This window comes from Micromonospora sp. NPDC051543 (assembly GCF_044454415.1).
In the GTDB taxonomy this organism is placed as follows: domain Bacteria; phylum Actinomycetota; class Actinomycetes; order Mycobacteriales; family Micromonosporaceae; genus Micromonospora.
Genome location: NZ_JBITDT010000022.1, coordinates 1 through 17,255 on the forward strand (window position 1 = coordinate 1; position 17,255 = coordinate 17,255).

17 protein-coding genes are annotated in these 17,255 nt (G+C 72.0%); 10 read left to right on the plus strand and 7 right to left on the minus strand.

Annotation, left to right across the window (positions count from 1 at the left end):
- Nucleotides 1–254: 254 nt before the first annotated feature.
- Together ACIA3K_RS28760 and ACIA3K_RS28765 are read left to right on the plus strand one after the other, a co-directional pair.
- A complete protein-coding gene (locus ACIA3K_RS28760; protein WP_396804729.1) occupies nt 255–1,367 on the plus strand; it encodes a hypothetical protein in 1,113 nt (370 codons plus the stop codon).
- Nucleotides 1,364–2,710, plus strand: a complete 1,347-nt coding sequence (locus ACIA3K_RS28765) for an ABC1 kinase family protein (protein ID WP_396804730.1) — start codon at nt 1,364–1,366, stop codon at nt 2,708–2,710. Before ACIA3K_RS28760 ends, ACIA3K_RS28765 begins: the two co-directional genes overlap by 4 nt.
- Nucleotides 2,711–3,065: 355 nt before the next feature.
- On the opposite strand, the gene ACIA3K_RS28770 is transcribed toward ACIA3K_RS28765, so the two are convergent.
- The 3 genes from ACIA3K_RS28770 to ACIA3K_RS28780 form a co-directional block, all read right to left on the minus strand.
- Entirely contained in the window at nt 3,066–3,431 is a 366-nt protein-coding gene (locus tag ACIA3K_RS28770) for a WhiB family transcriptional regulator (protein ID WP_355050569.1), read from the minus strand.
- A 131-nt stretch (nt 3,432–3,562) separates the two neighbouring features.
- Nucleotides 3,563–3,814 (minus strand): hypothetical protein, encoded by a 252-nt coding sequence (locus tag ACIA3K_RS28775; RefSeq protein WP_396804731.1) that lies wholly within the window; start codon nt 3,812–3,814, stop codon nt 3,563–3,565.
- Nucleotides 3,815–3,936: 122 nt separating this feature from the next.
- Nucleotides 3,937–6,102: an ATP-dependent DNA helicase UvrD2 gene (locus tag ACIA3K_RS28780; protein WP_396804733.1), complete on the minus strand. Its 2,166-nt coding sequence runs from the start codon at nt 6,100–6,102 to the stop codon at nt 3,937–3,939.
- 93 nt (nt 6,103–6,195) lie between these two features.
- On the opposite strand from ACIA3K_RS28780, the gene ACIA3K_RS28785 reads away from it, so the two are divergent.
- Nucleotides 6,196–6,438, plus strand: coding sequence for a mycoredoxin (locus tag ACIA3K_RS28785; RefSeq protein ID WP_357125972.1), 243 nt, complete (start codon nt 6,196–6,198; stop codon nt 6,436–6,438).
- A 70-nt stretch (nt 6,439–6,508) separates the two neighbouring features.
- Here ACIA3K_RS28785 and ACIA3K_RS28790 read toward each other — a convergent pair whose 3' ends face one another.
- Nucleotides 6,509–7,798, minus strand: coding sequence for an MFS transporter (locus ACIA3K_RS28790; protein WP_396804734.1), 1,290 nt, complete (start codon nt 7,796–7,798; stop codon nt 6,509–6,511).
- A gap of 215 nt (nt 7,799–8,013) precedes the next feature.
- Between ACIA3K_RS28790 and ACIA3K_RS28795 the strand changes: the two genes are divergently transcribed.
- From ACIA3K_RS28795 to ACIA3K_RS28805, 3 genes are all read left to right on the plus strand, one after another.
- Nucleotides 8,014–8,994 carry a helix-turn-helix domain-containing protein gene (locus ACIA3K_RS28795; RefSeq protein ID WP_396804735.1) on the plus strand — a complete coding sequence of 327 codons (981 nt, stop codon included), beginning with the start codon at nt 8,014–8,016 and terminating at the stop codon, nt 8,992–8,994.
- Nucleotides 8,995–9,068: 74 nt separating this feature from the next.
- Nucleotides 9,069–9,308, plus strand: a complete 240-nt coding sequence (locus ACIA3K_RS28800; protein WP_396804736.1) for a DUF397 domain-containing protein — start codon at nt 9,069–9,071, stop codon at nt 9,306–9,308.
- A 216-nt stretch (nt 9,309–9,524) separates the two neighbouring features.
- Entirely contained in the window at nt 9,525–9,800 is a 276-nt protein-coding gene (locus ACIA3K_RS28805; protein ID WP_396804805.1) for a hypothetical protein, read from the plus strand.
- A 126-nt stretch (nt 9,801–9,926) separates the two neighbouring features.
- On the opposite strand, the gene nudC is transcribed toward ACIA3K_RS28805, so the two are convergent.
- The 3 genes from nudC to ACIA3K_RS28820 all read right to left on the minus strand — a co-directional run bounded on the left by nudC (nt 9,927) and on the right by ACIA3K_RS28820 (nt 13,658).
- Nucleotides 9,927–10,886, minus strand: a complete 960-nt coding sequence (gene nudC / locus ACIA3K_RS28810; protein WP_396804737.1) for an NAD(+) diphosphatase — start codon at nt 10,884–10,886, stop codon at nt 9,927–9,929.
- Nucleotides 10,883–12,232: a M16 family metallopeptidase gene (locus tag ACIA3K_RS28815; RefSeq protein WP_396804738.1), complete on the minus strand. Its 1,350-nt coding sequence runs from the start codon at nt 12,230–12,232 to the stop codon at nt 10,883–10,885. Before ACIA3K_RS28815 ends, nudC begins: the two co-directional genes overlap by 4 nt.
- Nucleotides 12,233–12,347: 115 nt before the next feature.
- Entirely contained in the window at nt 12,348–13,658 is a 1,311-nt protein-coding gene (locus ACIA3K_RS28820) for a M16 family metallopeptidase (RefSeq protein ID WP_396804739.1), read from the minus strand.
- Between the two features lie 218 nt (nt 13,659–13,876).
- On the opposite strand from ACIA3K_RS28820, the gene ACIA3K_RS28825 reads away from it, so the two are divergent.
- From ACIA3K_RS28825 to ACIA3K_RS28840, 4 genes are read left to right on the plus strand one after another with little or no spacing between them, the layout of a single operon-like run.
- A complete protein-coding gene (locus ACIA3K_RS28825; RefSeq protein ID WP_396804740.1) occupies nt 13,877–14,941 on the plus strand; it encodes an ABC transporter substrate-binding protein in 1,065 nt (354 codons plus the stop codon).
- Entirely contained in the window at nt 14,938–15,717 is a 780-nt protein-coding gene (locus tag ACIA3K_RS28830) for an ABC transporter ATP-binding protein (protein WP_396804741.1), read from the plus strand. The genes ACIA3K_RS28825 and ACIA3K_RS28830 overlap by 4 nt, the downstream gene beginning before the upstream one ends.
- Nucleotides 15,707–16,591 carry an ABC transporter permease gene (locus tag ACIA3K_RS28835; protein WP_396804742.1) on the plus strand — a complete coding sequence of 295 codons (885 nt, stop codon included), beginning with the start codon at nt 15,707–15,709 and terminating at the stop codon, nt 16,589–16,591. Before ACIA3K_RS28830 ends, ACIA3K_RS28835 begins: the two co-directional genes overlap by 11 nt.
- Nucleotides 16,592–16,594: 3 nt before the next feature.
- Nucleotides 16,595–17,032, plus strand: coding sequence for an Rrf2 family transcriptional regulator (locus ACIA3K_RS28840; RefSeq protein ID WP_355050582.1), 438 nt, complete (start codon nt 16,595–16,597; stop codon nt 17,030–17,032).
- Nucleotides 17,033–17,255: the final 223 nt, after the last annotated feature.

The following is a 17,255-nucleotide window of genomic DNA, read 5'->3' on the forward strand; positions in this document are numbered from 1 at the left end:
ATCGGCAAACACCGCTCTCCCTTTTGCTGGTAAGGCTCTTGGCCCCCGGCTGCGGTTGGGGGGGGGGGGGCCCCCCCCCCGGCCCCCCCCGCCCCCGTTGCCGTCCCGACGTAGGTGACTCTGTCGGGTGGCCGACAGCACGCGCAGTGGCCTGTGGATAACCCCGCAGATCCTGTGGACAAGGCTGGATACGGCCCCGGCCGCCTGTGGACAACGATCGACCGAGCGCATGGATGCGGTCACGATTCGTCACCATGAGTCGTACGCCGCTGCCTCGTCCCACCCTGCTGCCCGGCCTCAGCCGGCTCTGGCGGGATCGGCACACCCTGCAGATCGGCCTCGGCCCCGGGCCCGCCGTGCTGGTGGAGCTGACCAATCCGCGCACCGCTCACCTGCTTGACCTGCTCGACGGCACCCGCAGCGAGCGGGAAGTGTTGACCGAGGCCGGCGCCGCCCAGGTCGCCGCCGACGACGCTCGTACGCTGCTGGACGCCCTGCGCGCGGCGGGCCTGCTGGTGCCGGCGCACACCCTGCTCCCCCGCGACCTGGCCGGGCCGGTCCGGGCCCGGCTCGCCGCCGAGGCCGGAGCGTTGGCGCTGGCGGCAGCCCGGTTACCCGGCACCCCGGCACAGGTCCTGCGCCGTCGGCGGGCGGCCCGGGTGCTGCTCACCGGCGGCGGGGCCCTCGGCGGACCACTGGCGCTGGCACTGGCCCAGGCCGGCGTCGGCCAGGTGATCCCGCACCTCAGCGGCCCGGTACGACCGATCGACCTGATCGGGACGGGCATTCCCGCAAGCGAGTTGGGCCGGCCACTGGCCCCGGCGATCCGGGCGGCGGTCGACCGCGTAGCGCCGGGCACCGGCACCCACCCGGTCCGGGCCGCCCGGATGGATCTGGTGATCCAGTTCGGCGCGGACCGTCCGCCCGCGCTGCTCGCGGCCGGCCTCGCCCAGCGCCGCCAACCGCACCTTATGGTGACCGTCCGCGAGGGCGTACCGGTGATCGGGCCGCTGGTCCGTCCGCCAGCCGGGCCGTGTCTGCGCTGCGTCGAGCTGCACCGGGCCGACCGCGACCCGGCCTGGCCAGGGCTCGCCGCTCAGCTGGCTGCGGCGCGGCCGGTGATCGCCGGCGCGACCGGCACCCTGTTCGCGGCGATCGGATACGCGGTGGCGGAGGCCCTGGCGCACCTCGACGGCGGGCAGCCCGAGACGCTGGGGGGCGCTGTGGAGATCTCCGGCGCGGGCCGGTTCCGACGCCGGGGCTGGCCGCCGCACCCGGCGTGCGAGTGTTCGCGGAGCCGGGCGTACGCACCAGCCCGGCCGCACGGCAGCAGCGGGGCCCTCCGGTCGGTAACAATGGCGAAGTGACCGACATCCCGCGCCGGGCCGTTTCCCGGACCGCCAAGCTCGCCGCTCTGCCGCTCGGCTTCGCCGGTCGGACCGTCCTCGGCATGGGTAAGCGCGTCACCGGGCTCGCCTCCGACGTCATCTCGGCAGAGATCCAACAGCGCACCGCCGAGCAGTTGTTCAGCGTGTTGGGGCAGCTCAAGGGCGGAGCGATGAAGTTCGGCCAGGCGTTGTCGGTCTTCGAGGCGGCTCTTCCGGAAGAGATCGCCGCGCCCTACCGGCAGGCGCTGACCAAGCTTCAGGAGGCTGCGCCGCCGCTGCCCGCCGCGAGCGTGCACAAGGTGCTGGCCGAGCAGCTCGGCCCGGACTGGCGCGACCGGTTCGTCGAGTTCAACGACACCCCGGCCGCCGCGGCGAGCATCGGGCAGGTGCACCGGGCACGGTGGCGGGAGCCGGGGTACGGCCCGTCCGGCGAGCCGAACAGCCGCGACGTGGCGGTCAAGATCCAGTACCCGGGGGCCGGTGACGCGCTCCTCGCCGACCTCAAGCAGCTCTCCCGCCTCGGCGGGATGTTCCGGGCCATCCAACCGGGCCTCGACGTCAAGCCGCTCCTCGTCGAGCTCCGCGAGCGGATCACCGAGGAGTTGGACTACGAGCTGGAGGCCGAGTCGCAGCGCGCCTTCGCCGCCGCGTACGCCGACGACGACGAGATCTACATCCCGGGGGTCGTCTCCGCGTCGCCCCGGGTGCTGGTCACCGAGTGGGTGACGGGCACACCGCTGGCCGACATCATCCGGGACGGCAGCGAGGAGCAGCGGGACGAGGCCGGCCGGCTGATGGCCACGCTGCACCTGTCCGCACCCCAGCGGGCGGGTCTGCTGCACGCCGACCCGCACCCCGGCAACTTCCGACTCCTGCCGGACGGCCGGCTCGGGGTGATCGACTTCGGCGCGGTCGCCCGGATGCCGGAGGGCACGCCGGAGCCGATCGGCCTCATCGCCGGGCGGGCGTTGCGCGGGGACGCGGACGGCGTGGTGGCGGGGCTGCGGGACGAGGGGTTCATCGGGGCCACCGACGAGATCGACGCCGAGGGGGTCCTCGACTTCCTCCGCCCGATGCTGGAGCCCATCGCCGCCGACGGGTTCCGGTTCACCCGGGCCTGGCTACGCGCCGAGGCAGCCCGGCTGGCCAGCCCCCGATCCCCCACGTACCAGTTGAGCCGGAAGCTCAACCTGCCACCGTCGTACCTGCTCATCCACCGGGTGACGCTCGGGTCGATCGGGGTGCTCTGCCAGTTGGAGGCCAAGGCCCCGTACCGGAGCATCCTGGAACGCTGGCTGCCCGGCTTCGCACCGGTCGCCTGAGAACATGAGGAAGGGCGGGTGCCGGTCGGCACCCGCCCTTCTGCGCGGGGTGGTACCAGTGCCTGGCTGATAAGAACTGGCCGGCCTGCGGCGGAGTCCGTCCTTATCAGCCAGGCACTAGAGAACGCCCAGGTCGCGCGCCGACTGGCGACGGCTGTTCATGGCGACGGTACGGGCGGATCGGGTTGCCTCAGTGCTCGTGGTGGTACGACCGGCCTGAGGCCGGCGCATTCGAGCCCTGGTCAGCGCTTCGTGGAGTAGTTGCATCTCGTAGGCGCCACTCGGAACGTTCAACATCGTCTTCTCACTCACTGCCGGTGTGACACCGGCGTCGTTGGAACTGGTCGGGAACATGTCAGGCTGCCAGCCGGACCGCGCCTCGCACCTCGGACAGCCCACTGGCCGCCAGGCGCGCCTCGGCCTCGACCCGGAGCGCGGCGTCACGAGCGACGTCCTCCTTGCGCGGACGGCCACGGGGCCGCTTGCGCGGAACGACCGCGCCACGCTCGAAGATCTCGCCGCCCCAGACGCCCCACGGCTCCGCTCGCTCCACCGCCCCGGCCAGGCACTCGACGCGCAGCGGGCAGTCCCCGCAGAGCGACTTGGCCAGCTCGAGCTCGGCAGGCGAGTCGGAGAACCACAGGTCGGGGTCGAACTTCCGGCAGGGCAGGTTCGCCTCCAACTCGACGCTCACGTCGATGGGGGCCAACGCCAGACTCATCTCCCGGTCACCTCTCTCTCACTTCGATCTCGTGGATCGCATTCCGACGTACTTACGGCGGGGCAAAAAACTGAGGCCGCGGATCCCGGTAATCGGGTTCCGCGGCCTCGAGGTGAGCCGGTGTCTGAGATTCAGACCGGTCTACCTCGAGGTGGAACGCCGCGGACATCCGTACGCTTCTTGGCGCCATCGATGCCCATGCCCGTGAAGCCACTGGTCCCCTCGACTCCGGCATTCGGCGCGACGGTCAGGATCAGCTCGGCCTGAACCTGGTGCACCTGCGGAGCCCACGGTCGAGTGGCCACAAGAGCCACCCGGACAGCCGACTTCGGAGCGCAGACAGACGGCATCGCCGCCAGACGCTCATAGGTGAAGATCTTCACGGGTGCCACCTCCCTCACGTTCCTCGGATCGACTGGACCAACCCTCGTGAGCAGCCGGAATGGCGCCGCTCGCGTGGTGTGTCCTGAGGTTATTCCTCGCCTGGGCGCGAGGGCAAACGAATTTACGACGAGATTTCGAAAGTTTTCTCCGGGCAGACGTCGTCCACCGCCGCGCCCGCCACGAGCGCCAGCACCGACTCGCCGTAGAGGCCGAGTTTGCGGGGGCCGATGCCGGCGATCGCGATCAACTCCTCCGGCCGGCCGGGCCGCCGCTCCGCCAGCGCGGTCAACGTGGCGTCGGTGAACACCACGTACGCCGGGACCTTCTGCGCGCCGGCCACCCGCTGCCGCCACTCGCGCAGGCGTTCGTGCAGCTCGTCGTCGATATCGGACGGGCAGGTGGGGCAGCGGCCGAGTTTGCGGTCCGGGCCGGCGAGCAGGGTGGCGCCGCAGATCCGGCAGGACACGATCTGCGTCCGACGCCGCTCGGGTCGCCGGGTTCCGCCCGTGGAGGCGCTGGCCCGTTCGGTGCCGCCGGAGCGGTCCAACTGAGGCAGGAACCGCGAGGGCCGCCGGGCCCGTCCGCCCGGCGACCGCGCGGCGGCGTACGACAGCCAGAGCCACTGCCGGGCCCGGGTGATCCCGACGTACAGCAGGCGGCGTTCCTCCTCCACCTGCTCGACGGTCTTGGCGTACGTGGTGGGCAGGGTGCCCTCGGCGAGGCCGACCAGGAAGACGGCGTCCCACTCCAACCCCTTGGCCGAGTGCAGGGACGCCAGGGTGACCCCGTCCACCGTCGGCACGTGCTGCTGCGCGGCCCGACGGGCCAACTCCTCGGTGAAGTCGGTGAGGGTGACCGGGCGCTCCACCGACGCGGCCTCGCCGATCGGCACCAGCTCGGGGGTGGCCGCGTACTCCTCGGCGAGCTGGACCAGCGCGGCCAGCGCCTCCCAACGTTCCCGGGCGGCGCCGCCGGCCGGGGGCGTGTCGGGCGCCCAGCCCACGGCGGTGAGCGCCTCGACGACGGCGGTCGGCAGCGGGGTCTCCCCGGGGATGGACCGGGTGGCCGAGCGCAGGGCGACCATGGCCTGACGGACCTCGGCGCGCTCGAAGAAGCGCTCGGCGCCCTGCACCACGTACGGCACGGCGGCCTCGGTCAGCGCCTTCTCGTACGCCTCGGACTGCGCGTTGGTCCGGAACAGGACGGCGATCCCCTTCGCCGGGGTGCCGGCGTCGATCAGCGACCGGCAGCGCGCGGCCACCGCGTTGGCCTCGGCGGGCTCGTCGGTGAAGATCCGCAGGTCGGGTTCCGGCCCCGGGGGCCGCTGCCCGCTCAACTCGAGTCGCAGCCGTGCCTCGGTGCCGCGCGCCTGCGAGATGACGGCGTTGGCGAGCCCGACGACCTGTGGGGTGGAGCGGTAGTCCCGGACGAGTCGCACGACGGTGGCGTCGCGGTGCCGGCGCGGAAAGTCGACCAGGTAGGCGGAGGTCGCCCCGGTGAACGAGTAGATGGTCTGGCTGGCGTCGCCGACCACGGTCAGGTCGGTACGGCCGCCCAGCCAGGCGTCCAGCAACCGCTGCTGGAGGGGGTTGACGTCCTGGTACTCGTCGACCACGAAGTGCCGGTACTGGCCCCGGACCTGTTCGGCGACGTCCGGGTGTTCCTCGATGCCCCACACCGCAGCCCGCAGCATGTCCTCGAAGTCGATCACCCCGTTGGAGCGCTTGAGCTGCTCGTACGCGGTGAACACCTCGGCGACCTTCGCCGGCTCGTGCGGCGTGTCCCGCAGCGCGCGGGCCGCGGCCACGACGTAGTCCCCCGGCTCGACCAGCGACGACTTGGCCCACTCGATCTCGCCGGCCAGGTCCCGCGCGGCAGCCCGGTCGGCACGCATGCCGACCCGCGCGGCGGCGAGGGTGACCAGCCGCACCTTGCTGTCCAGCAGCTCGGGCATGGCGCGACCGGCCAGCAGGCGGGGCGCGAAGTAGCGCACCTGGCGCAGCGCGGCGGCGTGAAACGTCCGCGCCTGCACGCCCTGCGCCCCGAGCAGCGTGAGACGGCTTCGCATCTCGGCGGCGGCGCGGGCGGTGAAGGTGACGGCGAGCACGTGCCGGGGGGAGATCTCACCGGAGAGCGCGCGGTGGGCGATCCGGGAGGTGATCGCACGGGTCTTGCCGGTGCCGGCCCCGGCCAGGATGCACACCGGGCCGGCCGGCGCGGTCACCGCGGAGCGCTGCTCCGGGTCCAGCCCGGCGAGTACGCCTTCCGACGCTGAGTGAACCCCCACAACCAGGAATCATCTCAGCTCCCCCGAGTGTTGTAGCGGACAGCCTCGGCTTGATCGGCAAGCCGACGGCCAGAGCGGTTGGAGGATCCGATCATGCTGACGATGTATTCCACTCCCTGGTGCGGCTACTGCCACCGGCTGAAGTCGCAGCTCGACCGGGAAGGCATCGGGTATGAGGTGGTCGACATCGAGCAGGACCCGAAGGCCGCGGACTTCGTGATGAGCGTCAACGGCGGCAACCAGACGGTGCCGACGCTCCGTTTCGATGACGGCAGCGCCCTGACCAACCCGTCGATCGCGCAGGTCAAGCAGCACCTGGCGACGCTGGGCGCCTGACTGGCAGGCGTAACGACCCTCGACGAACGGCCACCCCCGCGGGTGGCCGTTCGTCGTGTCCGGCCTCGCGTCAACGCCGGAACGGCCGCCGGGTGGCCACGGTCACCGAGCTGTCGATGCCGCCGTCGAGTGGGCGGCGTGGCCCCGGAAGGGCCGGCGGTGTGCGCGTCACGCCGCCGGACGGCGCGCTGAGGTGTCGGCCCCGCCACAGGTAGACGCCGGCAGCCAGCGTGGCCACCCCGACCAGCACGAACAGGGCACGGTAGTCCAGGACGCCGACCAGCAGGGCGCCCGCGCCGATGGAGAGCGCCTGCGGCCCGCTGACCAGCGCCTGGGTGGCCGCTGCCACCCGTCCGACCAGGGCGGGGGGCGTACGCCGCTGGATCAGCGTGTGTAGACCCACCATCGTCAGCGGCAGCGAGACGCCGGCCAGCAGCACCGCCCCGAACCCGAGCGGCAGGTCGGGGTACGCGAGCGCGAGCGCCGCCGGAGCGAAGAACGCCACCCCGGCGGCCAGGGTGCCGACCTCGCCGAGTCGCCGGACCAGGGCCGGTGAGCAGATCCCGCCGCACAGCCCGCCGACGCCCTGCACCATCACCAGCACACCCACGAACGCGGCGTCCCGGTCCAGCCCCTGGTCGACGTACGCGAAGATCAGCGACTCGCTGAAGCCCATCACCAGCGACCCGAGCCCGTAGCCGACGAGGGCCCGGCGCAGCGCCGGCTCACCGGTCAGATGTCGCAGGCCGGCGCCAAGCTCGGCGGGCCACCGCAGCCGTACGGCGGGCGGCGGCTGTGCCGGGCTCGGCACCGCGGTCACCACCACGGCGGCGGTCACGAAGCCGAGCATGCCGACCCCGGCCAGCGCCCACCCGCCGAGCGCCGCGTAGAGCGCCGCGCCGACCAGGGGGCCGACCAACCGCAACCCCTGGCGTACGGTCTGCAGCACGCCGTTCGCCTCGGCCAGCAGCTCCACGGGCACCAGTTGCCGGATCAGCCCGCTGAGCGCCGCGCCGAGCGTGATGGAGGACAGGCCGTACAGGGCGGCGACCAGGTAGGCGCGCCACACGTCGCCCGCGTCGCGGACGGTGAACAGCGGTACGAGCAGCACCGCGGTGACCACGTTCGCGGCCACGAAGAAGGGCCGGCGCGGGTACCTGTCGACGAACCATCCGACCAGCGGCGCCATCGTCATCGGGGCGACGACGGCGAAGATGATGCCGCCGGCCAGCCCGTCGGAGCCCGTCAGGTCCTTGACCCAGATGGCGAGCGCGAGTAGCAGGATCGACTCGGCGGTCATGCTGGCCAGTAGGCCGCCGAACAGGAGACGGAAGTCGGGGCGGCGCAGGACGGTGCGCATGGGTCCCTCCGGCAGGGTGGTGTGCCCGGCTGGGCGCGGTCGATGAGGCTGGGACCGCGGGTCCGTCATCGTCCGGCGTACCCGTGGTCCATTTTTGGCAAGACACGCCCCCGCCGGAACCTCCGACACCGGTCGCGCCGTCCATACTGACCGTGGGGGGCGAATTTCATACAGTTACCGTCGCGTCTGCGGCGGACGACGGGAAAGAGGACACTGTGCCTCCTGCCGCACCCAGCCCAATCATGCGTCGTCGACGGTTGGGCATCGAACTGCGCAGTCTGCGTGAGATAGCAGGCCTCACCGGCGACCAGGTCATCGAGCGGATCGGCTGGGCGTCCGCGTCCAAACTGTCCCGCCTTGAGAACGGCCGTAGTAGACCGGACCCGCAGGACGTCAGCGTCCTGCTGGACCTCTACGGCGCCGACGCCGCCGCGCGCGAGGAGTTGCTCGGGATCGCCGGTGAGGCCGGCGACATGCGCGGCTGGTTGAAGAACTTCCCGGTGATGACGCAGCAGCAGCGGAGCTGGGCCGAGCTGGAGGCGGGCTGCGCGGAGATCTCCGAGTACAACCCGGTGCTGGTGCCGGGCCTGCTGCAGACCGCCGGATACGCACGGGTCCGACTCCAGTCGGCCCGTGGGGTGAGCGAGCGGGCCGGCGAGCCGGAGCCGGCCGACGAGCTGGAGACCGAGGTCAAGGCGCGGCTGGCCCGGCAGACGCTGCTGACGCGCGAACCGCACGCGCCGACCTACACGGCCGTGCTGGAGGAGGCCGCCCTCGGCCGTCGGTCCGGGCCGCCCGAGGTGCTGCAGGAGCAGTTGCACCAACTCTGTGAGTTGGCCCTGCTACCGAACGTGACATTGCACGTGCTTCCGCGGGACATTCAGGTGGGCGATTGGTACCTTCCGCCGACTGCCTTCTCCCTCTATCGGTTCGCCGATCCGCTCGATCCGGAGACATTGGCCATCGAAGGGGGGTTCGTCGACGTCATGTCGACCGAGTCAATCACGCTAAATCGCTATAAAGTAGTGTTCGAGTGGCTATGCACGGCGGCACTAGACGCTTCGGACACCCTCTCCTGGCTGATCGAGGCGACGGGACGGCCGACCGGGGCGGCACCCGCATCCACAGTGGCGTTCGGACCGGCAACGGCGCCGACCCAACGTCGCCGTGATTCGGGACGACTGACGGATCGGTGATCCACGGGGGACCCTCCGTCGGGGCGTGCGGCACCACTCGTCCCATCGGATCGGTTCACATCAGGAGCAGAACCATGAACGACATCCACCACACGCCGTCCGTCTCCGCCAGCTTCCTGGCGGACGCCCCGTGGCGTACCAGCACACGTAGCCAGACCTCCAACTGCGTGGAGGTCGCGCCGCTGGGCACCGGCCCGTCGGCGGTCGCGCTGCGCGACAGCAAGGACCGGGGCGGCCCGGTGCTGCTGTTCAACCGGGCCGGTTGGCTCGGCTTCATCGCTGGGGCGAAGACGGGCCAGTTCGATCTGAACTGATCCTCCAATGTGGGGCGGGGCCGTCGGCACAGTGCCGGCGGCCCCGTCGTCGTATCCGCCGACGGCCCCGCTGACCAGGCATCCGCCGATCGGACGAGGCTCGAAACCAATAGGCGCGTTTCACTTGCTGGGATGAACACGGGGCGTAACATGACCCACGAGAACGTGGAACTTCCACACACCGGCTCATCCGTCGCGGTTCATCCGGAGACCCTCATGCGGTTCCTGATCGTTCGCACCGACATCCGCACCGTCGCCGACGGTGACATCGCCGCCGCCTGGGCGGACGGCCACCGCCTCCGCGACGAGACCACCACGCCCGAGCCGCGCCGGCAGACCGTGCACGCCGAGGACCGGGAGGCCGCGCTGGTGCTGGCCCGGGCCCTGTCCACCGTCGGCGCGGTGCGGGCCGGCAAGCAACGGGTCAAGGTCCTGCCGCTCAACGAGCCGCAGCCCGCCTTCCGACGCAGGCCCGGCCGCACCGGCACCTGACCCACCAGACGTCCGCCGTGGTCGGCTCGGCTCCCCCGCCGCGTCATTCGCTCCCACCGACCACGGCGGCCCGTGTTCCCGGCCTGTGACCGTCGCGGCAACGGCGGCCACGGGCCGGGACCGTGCTCAGCGCCCGGCGTCCACCCACCCGTCCAACCAGCGGTGGATGAGGAACAACGCGATCGACGACGGCGGGGGCAGGATCAGCTGGGCCCCGTCTCCCACGTCCACGGCCCGCCCCGCGCACGCCGCCCCGATCTCCTCCCGGGTGAACCACCGGGCGTACGCGATCTCGGACGGGTCGACCCGCACCGGGTCGGACGGGTCGGCGGTGGCCAGGAAGCCCAACATCAGCGAGCCCGGGAACGGCCAGGCCTGGCTGCCGACGTACCCGATCCGCTCGACCGCGATGCCCACCTCCTCGCGGACCTCGCGCAGCACGGCGGCCTCGGCCGACTCCCCCGGCTCGACGTAACCGGCCAGGCAGGAGTAGCGCCGCCCACCCGGGGTGCCCGGCCAGCCGGCGTTGTTGCCGAGCAGGCAGCGGCCTTCGGGGCCGTCGACGCCGTCGTGCACCAGCACGATCATCGCCGGGTCGGTACGCGGCCAGATCCGCCCACCGTTGCGATCCACCCGCGACCAACCGGCCTCGTCCATGACGGTGGGCGCGCCGGTCGCCGACGAGTAGCCGTGCCGGGTGTGCCAGTTCAGCAGCGCGAGCGCGGTCGTGAAGAGGCCGGCCTCCCGGTCACCCAGCAGGTGGCCCACCTCCCGCAGGTTGACCGCGCGGGTGCCTGGCAGCTCCGGCAACGGGGCGTCGACCGCGAACACCGGCACCCCGTCCGGTTCGACACCGAGGAACATCGCCGTCGAGTCGGCGCCGGCCGGCGCGTCGGCCGCGCCGAACAGCACCAGCGTCGGAGGCGACACGTCGGTACGCGCGAGCGTCCGCCCGTCGTTGGTCGAGTCGAGCAGCAGCACCCGGCCGCGCAGCCACGCCTCGGTCAACCACTGCGCGTCACCCCGGCGGTGCGCGGCCCGATCCAGCGTCGAGCGCGCCAGCGGTGGCGCGCCCTCGCCGCTCACGGCTGCACCGGCTCGGTGTGCACGGGCGTCAGCGCGGTCAGCCCCGGGGTGATCCGCTCGGCGTCGCCGAGCACGACGACCACCGCCCTGGCGGGCGCCAGGTAGTGGGCGGCGGCCCGGGCAACGTCGTCGACGGTCGCCTTCGCGAGGCGGGACGCGTACTCGGCCAGGAAGTCCAGGCGCAGGCCATTGCCGGCGTACGCGCTGGTCAGCGCCGCCAGACCGGCCTGGGTGGACATTCCGAGCTGGAGGGTGCCCAGGGCGTACTGGCGGGCCTGCTCCAACTCCTCGGGCTTCGGCGGCAGCGAGGCCAGCCGACCCAACTCGTACGTGGTCTCCAGCAGCGCCGGACCGGTGACCTCGGTGGCTACCTCGGCACCGGCGACCAGCACCGATCCGGCCACCGAGTGCTCGATCACCGAGTGCGGGCCGTACGTGTAGCCCTTGTCCTCGCGGATGTTCTCCACCCAGCGGGACGAGAAGTAGCCGCCGAAGATCAGGTTGGCCAGTTGCAGCGGCGCGTGGTCCGGGTCGGTACGCGACACGGCGGGCAGCGCGACACGCAGCGAGGACTGCACCGAGCCGGGCCGGTCGACCAGCAGCAGCGGCCCCGGCGTCAGCGGCGGGGTGGCCGGCAGGGTGGCCGTACGCCCGGCTCCGGCCCACTCGGCCAGCGCCCGCTCGGCCGCGTCCAGGGCCTTCTCCGGCTGCACGTCGCCGACCACCACCAGCTGCGCCCCGGCGGGGTGCACCCGCTCGGCGTGCAGACTGCGCAGTGCCGCCGGTCGTACGGCACGGAGCTGGGCCGGCTCCGGGGTCTGCGTCGCGTACGGGTGCCGCCCGTAGATCCTCTTCAGGAGCGCTTCGCGGGCCAGGTGCGACGGTTGGCTCTGCGCGACCTGGATCCGGTCGATGAGCCGGTCCCGCTCGGCGGCCACCTCGTCGTTCGGGTAGCTGGCCCCGGTCAGCACCTCCGCCAGCAACTCCAGCATCCGGTCCAGGCCGGTGACCAGCCCCGCGCCGGAGATCATCAGCCGGTCCGGGTCGACGCCGGCGGAGAGCCCACCGCCGACCTTCTGCAGCTCGGCGGCGAGCTGCACGCTGGTCATCGACTCGGTGCCGGAGAGAATGGTCTGGGAGAGCATCGCGCCGCGCGCGAGGTGGGCGCGGCCGAACGGCACCCAGAGCCGCAGCTCGACCAGGGGCACCGCGGGCCGGCGTACCGCGATGACGGTGAGCCCGTTGCTCAGCGTCCGCTCGGCCGCCTTGGGCACCTTCAGCTTGCGGGTGGGCCCGAGCGGGGGGAGCGTACGCGGCCCGACGGTGGCGGTGGTCGTGGTCGTCACTGTGTCACCTTCGTTCGCGACTGCGGGGCTCGCAAAACCGGCTCACTCCTCGCGCTCACCGTGCCACCTTCGTTTTGCGACTGCGGGGCTCGCAAAACCGGCTCACTCCTCGCGCTCACCGACCGACTCCGGGGATGACCTCGACGCTCGCGCGACGTTCCGGGCGCAGGGTGGCCGCGGCGGCCCGGACCTGCTCCTCGGTGACGTCGCCGACCAGTCGGGGCAGGTCGTTGAGCAGGCCCGGCTCGCCGCGTTGCTGCTCGAGGACGGCCATCCGCAGCGCCCGGCCGAGGACCGCGTCGGTGTCGCGGAGCAGGTGGGTGGCCATCCGAGCCTGGGTGCGGGCCAGCTCGCCGTCGGTCAGCCCGTCGGTGGCCAGCCGGTCCAGCTCCTCGTCGATGGTGCGCAGCACCTTGTCCACGTCGCCGCCGGGCGGCAGGTGCGCCTGCAACAGCAGCGCCGTGGGGTCGCGGACGTCGAACGGGTCGCCCATGAAGCCGAGGTAGCCACCCAGGCTGGTCACCGTGCGGTCGCGCTGCACGAGGCGTTCGACCAGGCGGGACGCTTCGCCGTCGGTGAGCACCTCGGCCAGCACCACGTACGGCAGGTAGCCGGCGAAGTCGCCGACCGGGTCGGGTACCCGCCACGCGCCGGCCACGGCCGGCAACGGCGCCAGGGCATCCGTGTACGAGCTGCGCCGCTCGGCGGTCAGGTCGGGCTCGGTGAAGTCGGGTCGTCGTGGCGCGGGGCGGGCTGGCACGTCGCCGAAGTGCCGGGTGACCAGCTCGGTCGCCTCGGCCACGTCGATGTCCCCGCTGACCGCCAGGACCGCGTTGCCACTTGCGTAGTAGTGGCGGAAGAAGTCGGCGGCGTCGGCGACGGTGGCCGACTCCAGGTCGTCGAAGGAGCCGTAGCCGTCGTGCGCGTTCGCGAAGGTGTCGAACATGACCGGCGGCAGGGTCAGCCAGGGGAAACCACCGTACGGCCGGCTGAGCACGTTGACCCGGATCTCCTCCTTCACGACGTCGACCTGGTTGCGCAGGTTCTCCTCGGTAAGTCGGGGCGCCCGCATCCGGTCCGCCTCGAGGAACAGCGCCCGTTCCAGGGCGTTGCTGGGCAGCGTCTCGAAGTAGTCGGTGTAGTCCAGGTGGGTGGAGCCGTTGAACGTGCCGCCGGCGCCCTGCACGTGCCGGAAGTGGGCCAGCTTCTCCAGGTTCTCCGAGCCCTGGAACATCAGATGCTCGAAGAGGTGGGCGAAGCCGGTACGCCCCTGGGGCTCGGAGCGGATGCCGACGTCGTAGACCACCGCCACCCCGATCACCGGGGCGCTGCGATCGGGGGTCAGGACCACCCGCAGGCCGTTGTCGAGGGTGAACCGCTCGACCGGATACTTCGTCGCTGGAATTCTGGATCTCCGCGCCGCCACGGGATCGACCCTAGCGCGTCGGCACCCCCGCCACCGGCGACCTCCGCGCAGCCGCTGCCACCGGCTTGGGAGGCCATCCATTTACCACAGCAAGACAGTAGGAAATGCCGACATAACTGAGACGCCCCTTCCCGGTATGTGGATGCCCCTTGACGCTGCCCGCAGCCTGGCCCAGTCTTCCTACCAACTAAGTAGGAATACTGCGGATTGGATGGACGATGAGACGCCTCCCCCTGCGCCGGTTGGTCACCCTGGCCACCCTCACCGCTCTCGGCGCGGCGACCCTGGGCACCACCGCCGCGTGCGGCGACGACAGCGAGGGCGCGGGGGCCAGCTCCGGCCCGGTGACCCTGCGGCTCGGCTACTTCCCCAACATCACCCACGCGCCGGCCGTCGTCGGCGTGGAGAAGGGCATCTTCGCCGAGAAGCTCGGCGCCGACGTCAAGCTGGAGCCGAAGACGTTCAACGCCGGGCCGGCCGCCATCGAGGCTGTCTTCTCCGGCGCGCTGGACGCGACCTACATCGGCCCGAACCCCACCGTCAACGCGTTCTCCAAGTCCAAGGGTGAGGCGGTCCGGGTCGTCTCGGGCGCGGCCTCCGGAGGCGTGGCGCTGGTCGTCAAGCCCGGCATCAACGGCCCGCAGGACCTCAAGGGCAAGAAGGTCGCCACCCCGCAGCTCGGCAACACCCAGGACGTGGCCGTCCGCTACTGGCTCAAGCAGCAGGGGCTGACCACCACCAAGGAGGGCGGCGGCGACGTGAAGATCGTGCCGCAGGAGAACGCCCAGACGGTGGAGACCTTCAACTCCGGCGCGATCGACGCCGCCTGGGTGCCCGAGCCGTTCGTGTCCCGGCTGGTCAACGCCGGCGGCAAGGTGCTCGTCGACGAGCGGGACCTGTGGCCGGACAAGAAGTTCGTCATCACCAACCTGCTGGTCAGCACCAAGTTCCTCAAGGCGCACCCGGACGTCGTGCAGAAGCTGGTCGACGGCCAGGTCGCCGCGAACGAGTTCGTCAACAGCAAGCCGGACGAGGCCCAGCAGGCCATCTCCGACGCGATCGGCAAGATCACCGGCAAGCCGCTGGACCTCAAGCTGATCAAGCAGGCTTGGCCGACGTTGGAGTTCACCAACGACCCGATCGCCACCTCGCTCAAGGCCGGGCTCGACCACGCCGTCGACGTCAAGCTCACCGAGCCCGTCGACCTCAAGGGCCTGTACGACCTGACGTACCTCAACAAGTCGCTCAAGGCCGCCGGCAAGCCCGAGGTCACCCAGCCATGACGTCGACCACGACGACGCCGCAGAGCGCGACCACCGCGGTCGCGCTCTCCGGCGTGACGAAGGTGTACGGACGCGGGGCGAACGCCGTACTGGCCCTGGACGGGGTCTCCCTCGACGTCGCGCCGGGCGAGTTCGTCTGCCTGGTCGGCGCCTCCGGCTGCGGCAAGAGCACCCTGCTCAACCTGGTCGCCGGTCTGGACCGGCCGAGCGGCGGCACGATCGGCATCGCCGGCGACGCCCACCCGGGCCTGATGTTCCAGGAGCCGGCACTGTTCCCGTGGCTGACCGTCGAGGCCAACGTGGAGGTGCCGCTGAAGCTGCGGGGCCTCTCCCGCGCCGAACGCCGCGACCGGGTCGCCGAGCTGCTACGCACGGTGCACCTGGCCGAGTTCGGCCGCAAACGCCCGCACGAACTGTCCGGCGGAATGCGCCAGCGGGTCGCGCTGGCCCGCACCCTGGCCCTGGACACGCCGGTGCTGCTGATGGACGAGCCGTTCGGCGCGCTGGACGCCATGACCCGCGACATCCTGCACGACGAGTTGGAGCGCATCTGGTCCGAGCGCCGGCTCTCGGTCCTGTTCGTCACGCACAACGTGCGCGAGGCCGCCCGGCTGGCCGACCGCATCATCCTGCTCTCCAGCCGCCCCGGCCGGATCATCTACTCCACCGAGGTGGACATCCCACGGCCACGACGGATCGACTCCCCCGAGGTCGCCGCCATCGCCGCCGAGGTCACCGAACGACTCCGTACGGAGGTGGGCCGCCATGGCCAGTGACACCCTCACCAGCTCGGCGCGGAGCGACGCGGAGATCACCGGACTGGACGCGCTGGAGATCGCCGGTCGGGAGAAGGAGGTCTCCCGGGGCACCCGACTGTGGGCGTCCACCTGGCCCAAGCTCGCCGCGCTGGCCATCGCCATCCTCGCCTGGCAGCTTGTGGTCTGGTCGGGCTGGAAGCCGCCGTACTCCCTGCCCGGCCCGTTGGTCGTGGGCCGTGAGCTGATCACCCAGGCCCAGGGCCCGCAGCTCTGGGAGGGCCTGCTCACGACGCTGCGCCGAGCGGCCGTCGGGTACGTCTTCTCGGTCGCGGTCGGCCTGCTGCTGGGCCTTGCGGTGGCCCGGTCCACGGTGCTGCGCGCCGCCATCGGCTCGATGATCACCGCGTTGCAGACCATGCCGTCGATCGCCTGGTTCCCGCTGGCCATCCTGCTGTTCGAGTTGAGCGAGAAGGCCATCTTCTTCGTGGTGGTGCTCGGCGCGGCGCCGTCCATCGCCAACGGCGTGATCTCCGGAGTGGACTACGTCCCACCGCTGCTCCTGCGCGCCGGCCGCAACCTGGGCGCCCGTGGGCTCAACCTCTACCGGTACGTGATCGCGCCGGCCGCGCTGCCGGCGATCGTCGCGGGCCTCAAGCAGGGCTGGGCGTTCTCCTGGCGGAGTCTGATGGCCGGCGAGCTGATCGTGGTCGGCATCTCGCAGACGTCGCTCGGTGCGCAGCTCACCTACTCCCGGGAACTGTCCGACGCGCCGTGGCTGCTCTCCACGATGATCGTCATCCTGGTGCTCGGCCTGGTCGTGGACGCCGCGTTCGGCGCGGCGGACAAGGCGATCCGACGTCGCTGGGGCGTGCTCGACCAGGCGGGCAACTGAGCGGTGTACGTCTCCGCGCGCAGCGACTACGCGCTTCGGGCGATGCTCGCCGTCGCCGCCGCCGCACCGGGCGGCGACGGTGTCGGCGAGCTGGTGAAGGCGGGCAGCCTGGCCGAGGTGCAGGAGATCCCGCTCAGCTTCCTCCAGGGCATCCTGCTCGACCTGCGCCGCGCCGGCCTGCTGCACAGCCATCGCGGCGCCGATGGTGGGTACGCGCTGACCAGACCGGCCACCGAGATCACGGTCGGGGACGTGCTGCGCGCGGTCGGTGGGTCGCTGACCACCGTGCGCGGCCTACCGGCCGAGCGGGCCGGCTACCACGGGGTGGCCGCCGGGCTCACCGACGTCTGGCTGGCGGTGCACGGGGCGATCGCCACCGTCGTCGACAGCACCACCCTGGCAAACCTGCTGGCCAACAACCAAACCCGAACCGCCCCCTGAGCCCGCCCGCGCCCCCGCCGCCGCCGCCCCGCGATCTTGCACTTTCTGCGGCGACAAAAAGGGACGTAAAACAGCGAATTAACAACAGAAACTGCAAGATCGGCGCGACCGGCGCGACCGGCGCAACGGGCGCGCGGCGGTGGGGGGGGGGGGGGGGGCGCGCCCCCCCCCCCCCCCCCCCCCCACCCCCCGCCGCCGCCCCACCCCCGCCCCCCCCCCCGCG

What these genes read in the sequence shown, in the direction of transcription:
- ACIA3K_RS28760 (WP_396804729.1), top strand. Translation starts at nt 255, where the DNA reads ATGAGTCGTACGCCGCTGCCTCGTCCCACCCTGCTGCCCGGCCTCAGC.
- ACIA3K_RS28770 (WP_355050569.1), bottom strand. Translation starts at nt 3,431, where the DNA reads ATGAGTCTGGCGTTGGCCCCCATCGACGTGAGCGTCGAGTTGGAGGCG.
- ACIA3K_RS28785 (WP_357125972.1), top strand. Translation starts at nt 6,196, where the DNA reads ATGCTGACGATGTATTCCACTCCCTGGTGCGGCTACTGCCACCGGCTG.
- ACIA3K_RS28790 (WP_396804734.1), bottom strand. Translation starts at nt 7,798, where the DNA reads ATGCGCACCGTCCTGCGCCGCCCCGACTTCCGTCTCCTGTTCGGCGGC.
- ACIA3K_RS28800 (WP_396804736.1), top strand. Translation starts at nt 9,069, where the DNA reads ATGAACGACATCCACCACACGCCGTCCGTCTCCGCCAGCTTCCTGGCG.
- ACIA3K_RS28805 (WP_396804805.1), top strand. Translation starts at nt 9,525, where the DNA reads ATGCGGTTCCTGATCGTTCGCACCGACATCCGCACCGTCGCCGACGGT.
- ACIA3K_RS28825 (WP_396804740.1), top strand. Translation starts at nt 13,877, where the DNA reads ATGAGACGCCTCCCCCTGCGCCGGTTGGTCACCCTGGCCACCCTCACC.
- ACIA3K_RS28830 (WP_396804741.1), top strand. Translation starts at nt 14,938, where the DNA reads ATGACGTCGACCACGACGACGCCGCAGAGCGCGACCACCGCGGTCGCG.
- ACIA3K_RS28835 (WP_396804742.1), top strand. Translation starts at nt 15,707, where the DNA reads ATGGCCAGTGACACCCTCACCAGCTCGGCGCGGAGCGACGCGGAGATC.